The organism is Haladaptatus ordinarius (assembly GCF_054177595.1).
In genome coordinates, this window is record NZ_JBPEHH010000191.1 from 1 (window position 1) to 4,358 (window position 4,358).

At 55.6% G+C, this 4,358-nt stretch carries 4 protein-coding genes; 3 read left to right on the forward strand and 1 reads right to left on the reverse strand.

What is annotated here, in order from left to right:
* Nucleotides 1–318: 318 nt before the first annotated feature.
* Nucleotides 319–2,004, reverse strand: a complete 1,686-nt coding sequence (locus ACR3FF_RS25920; RefSeq protein ID WP_458190975.1) for a hypothetical protein — start codon at nucleotides 2,002–2,004, stop codon at nucleotides 319–321.
* Between the two features lie 394 nt (nucleotides 2,005–2,398).
* Here ACR3FF_RS25920 and ACR3FF_RS25925 point away from each other — a divergent pair, with 394 nt between their 5' ends.
* The 3 genes from ACR3FF_RS25925 (at nucleotide 2,399) to ACR3FF_RS25935 (ending at nucleotide 4,212) form a co-directional block, all read left to right on the forward strand.
* A complete protein-coding gene (locus ACR3FF_RS25925; RefSeq protein WP_458190976.1) occupies nucleotides 2,399–2,695 on the forward strand; it encodes a hypothetical protein in 297 nt (98 codons plus the stop codon).
* A 36-nt stretch (nucleotides 2,696–2,731) separates the two neighbouring features.
* On the forward strand, nucleotides 2,732–3,559 hold the full coding sequence (locus ACR3FF_RS25930; protein ID WP_458190977.1) for an IS5 family transposase: 828 nt from the start codon (nucleotides 2,732–2,734) through the stop codon (nucleotides 3,557–3,559).
* A gap of 263 nt (nucleotides 3,560–3,822) precedes the next feature.
* Nucleotides 3,823–4,212, forward strand: coding sequence for a pyridoxamine 5'-phosphate oxidase family protein (locus ACR3FF_RS25935; protein ID WP_458190978.1), 390 nt, complete (start codon nucleotides 3,823–3,825; stop codon nucleotides 4,210–4,212).
* The last annotated feature ends 146 nt before the right edge of the window (nucleotides 4,213–4,358 follow it).

Here is a 4,358-nt window from a genome sequence, read left to right on the forward strand (position 1 = left end):
TTCAACATATTCACGCCCCATCACAGCATCCAAGACAGTCTTCGTCTTATTTCGCGGTCTTTACCGTGTGAGGCGCAGCTTTTGCCGATGCAGTTATCGAGAGAGTGGACAACTAGCGATGCTTGTCCTTAGACAAAACCTGCAATCGTAAGATGCCCCTCCTATTCTGGTTTCATCGACCCTTTGCTAGCCGCTAAAGCAACAAATTTAAAGAATTCATCTCTCAACATCTAGCTCTCGAATCAGTACTTGAATATCTCACTACTGTAGGAAACTCTCGCCAAAAACGATGGAACGAAGGGGATGCCGTTAGGCTACCTACAGGAAGTCCAGGAACATGCTCAGCGACAGGTCGCTGTGCTTAGTCCCACTTTTTCCACACTTTTTTTTCTTCTTCTTGCACTTCTTTCCTTTCTTGCCGTGGTGGTGGCCCTTCTTTTTCTTCTTCTTGCCGTGGTGGTGGCCCTTCTTTTTCTTCTTCTTGCCGTGGTGGTGGCCCTTCTTTTTCTTCTTCTTGCCGTGGTGGTGGCCCTTCTTACCGTCGTGGTCTTTCTTTCCGTTCTCACTACCACTTTCGTTGACTGCGGTTGCTTCGGCCGCCTGGATGTTCTCGTTCACCTGGTAATTGAGCTGTTCTGCCGTTGCATTGCCGTTGTTCACAGCGAATGCAACTGCACTGAACTGCTCGTTGACGTTCAGCTGCTGAATAACCTGCGTCTGCGTAATATCGACACTGGCCGTCTGCTGGGTCCCATCATCGTAAGCAACCGCCCAGGATTCGTCGCCCTTCGCGTCCGTGCCGCTCATCACCTTGCACGCCTCGTGATGGCTATTATCGACGTTCACTGCGGTTGCTTCGGCGACCTGCGCGTTGAAGTTCGCCTGGTAGCTGGCCTGCGTAGCCGTCGCCTCACTATCCTGGAGCGCAACGGCGACGGCCGCATTCTGCATGTTGATGTTTTCTTGACCAACCCTCTGCACTTGCGTGATGTCCGCTGATGCAACCTGGTTGGACTGGCCGTCCCCGTCCTTCGAATGCGTCATCTCGACATCCGAGACATCAGCCTCGATCTTAGCGCTCGCTGTGACCTCTTCAATCGACTTCGGATCGATGTTTATCGCGGTGGCATCGGCAATCTGCTGGTTCACGTTGTACTGGCAGCTGATCTGCCATGCTTTTGCGACACTGTCGCTGCCGACGGCGATCGCAACGGCGACACCCTGTTCGTTGACGTTGACCTGTGTAACGTCCTGGGACTGGATAACCGACGACGAGGCGGTCTGGGAATCACCGTCACCACTGTTTGCCGCCAACGCTTCAGCAGACTGGTAGTTGTTGTTTTCCTGGTAGCTCCGCTGGTACGCTCGGGAATAGCTACTGTCCTCCGCGATCGCGACAGCAGTACTCTGACTATTGTAGTTGAATTGCTCGACCTCTTGGTCTTGCTCAATCGTCGCCTCAGCAAACTGCTCGCTCTCGTATGTATCGTCGCTGACGACCCACCCAGCGAACTCCCGGCATTCTGTCTCCTCAGCGAAGACGATGTAGACGTTCTTGACGCCCTCGAACTTCTGCTTCTCCGTCTCCGTGCCTGCGTTTATTGACTGGGCACTACCAGCCTGCGTGTTTTCGTTGTTCTGGTACGTGCGCTGGATGGCTTCTGCCTGACCGCCGTTGATGGAGATTGAGACAGCGTTACTCTGCTGGTTGACGTTCAGCTGGGAGACGTTCTGGTACTGGATGACTTCTGACGACGCCTGCTGTGACTTCGCGTTGAGGTTGCCTTTGTTGTCCTCAACCCACGACTCAAGGTCGGTCGACGATGTGTCCAGGCCAAATAGCAGGTAGACACTGTCCCCGTCCACATCCATTACGTCGTTCGACTGCGCGCTCGCACGGCCGGCAAAGTTGGTAAGAACACCAGCACCCATTCCGGCTGCGGCGACTCCTTTGAGATAGCCTCTTCGTTTAACCTTACTGCTACAGTTGTTGGTTTCTTCCATGGCGCGGCATAGCAGAAGACGCATTCATATTTTGTTATAAGCCGTCTACTCTCAATACTACTGTAGTAGGCGTTAGCTATACTATCGTATGTAGCAAAAAAATAGTGGCCTGACTGTAATTCTATCTCCTCAGGTAGTTTCCTGTGGATGGAAACCGCTGTTAAAAATGCGTCACCGGCGACGCCTTTCGATGCCGACCGACCGGGGAGAGAAACATTGATCCAAGCCCACGTACTCCATCCCATGATGAAATCCCGGGCATCCGCGCTATTTCCGCTATAACCAGTGATTTCTGGCCAGTAACCACCTTAGTGTCTGCTTCGATGAAGGATAAGCAGGTGCGTATAAAAACCACTTCTCCCCATACTGTGGTAGTGGACGAGGCGATGCGGTAGTGAGCGACGAGTATGAGTGTAAACCGGTCGAGACCAGTGGCAACCTCGGGCAACTCGAATACGTCCTGATCACCGAGGAGCCGTCGAAAGCGCGGGATGCGAAACTCTTGCGGCTCATCAATGAGACCCGCGAATTGGAGAAAGAGTACAACGACGGTAAACTCACGGACTACAACAAGCGACTGATCAGGCGGGCATTGGCCGAGTTGACGCCCGCGATGCGCCAACGCCTGCAGTCGACGTTTAAACGGAAGGGCTCTGGTGAATCACTAGACGGCGTCGGTTTCGTCCGTTAGAATTTGGAAGATGAAGCGGGAAATCGGCGATAGCTCATGTCGAAGATCTCCCGCTTCACGAGCAAAGCGGTTACGTTGGCTAAAAATGTTGTTGGTGGCCGAGGCGAAGTCGCCGCCCCCGAAGGGGGTGGCGGCTTCGCCGACTACGCTCTCGTGTCGCTACACTGTCTGCGGGTTTACCTCGATGAATCGTATCGCAACGCTCTGGATCTGTTGAGCGAGATGCCGCATATTTGCGGGGAGATCGGCCTCGAAAAGGGCGATCCCCCTGACCACTCGACGCTGGTAAAGGCGTTTGATAGGTTCGAGATGAAGGTCTGGCGAGTGATGCTGCGCCTGTCGGCGCAGCTGCACGACCCCTCGGGTCACGCCGCCATCGACGCCACGTTTTTCGACCGCGAAAACGCTAGCAAGCACTACTGCCGCCGGACGAATTATCGTGTTCAAACACTCAAAGCGACCGCGCTCGTCGACACAGAGAGTCAAGCCATCCTCGACGTTCACTGTACGACCGAGAAACCGCACGACACACGGCTCGGCTGGCAGGTCGCCTGCCGCAACGCAGGCGACCTGTCCAGCCTCGCCGCCGACAAAGGCTACGACTGGATGGAATTACGCGATAAGCTCCGTGACGAGGGCGTAAGACCGCTGATTAAGCATCGCATCTTCCGGCCCATCGACCACGCGCACAACGCGCGGGTCGATGGGCCTCGCTACCGCCAACGAACGATGTGTGAGACCGTCTTCTCGTCGATCAAGCGCACGCACGGCGCCGCCGTGCGTGCTCGCACCTGGTACCGAGAATTTCGTGAGCTCGTCGTGAAATGTATCGTTCACAATATCAAGCGAGCTGTGAAACGGTAAAATCACGCGCTGTATGGCGATTCACCAGTGCCGTTTTTTGGGAAATAGCTGACGTCAGAAAGTCGGCCTCGGCACTCATAGGGTTCTTCATAACCAGCCGCCACGCCGGTTCAGAACACGCGTCTCGTCATCGGCCACTCCGAACTACACAGTGGAGCACAAAAAGACCTGCACTCACGGTCACGAGGATTGTTCTCGATTTCCACCAGCCCCGCGGACGTCGCACGCGAAAACACTTCCCTCAGGCTATCGTTCTCCCATCTATGACGAACCCACTCCCCGACGAAGCCGAACGTCTCCTCTTCGAAGCGTCGGTCATGGCCCATCTCGCGACGAGTTCCGACGACCGCCCGCACGTCGCGCCGGTGTGGTACCACTACGACGACGGAACGTTCTCGATTCTCACGGGCGGGCGGAAACTGGCGAACGTCCGGAAGAACCCCCGCGTCGCCGTCTCTATCCAGCAGGACACCGACGGGAAAGCGGAGTGGATGGTGACGGTACAGGGGACGGCCACCGTCGTTGAGGACGACGAAGCGACGCGGGCGGCCGCCGCTCGAATCAACCCCCGATACGGTGCGAGCGAAACCGCGTACCCCGAGAACACGCTGGTTCGAATCGAGGTCGGGTCGGGGTCGTTCACCCGATACTGAGCCGCAGTCTCCCGTTTCTTCCGGTCACCACGTTTTCGGGATATAGAGGTTCTACAAATGAATATCGACGGAATCAAACGTGATTTGAGGAGTAGTCGGGGCCGTTCTCTCGACCGATCGGTCGGTGGTGGGAAAAGACAGCTCGA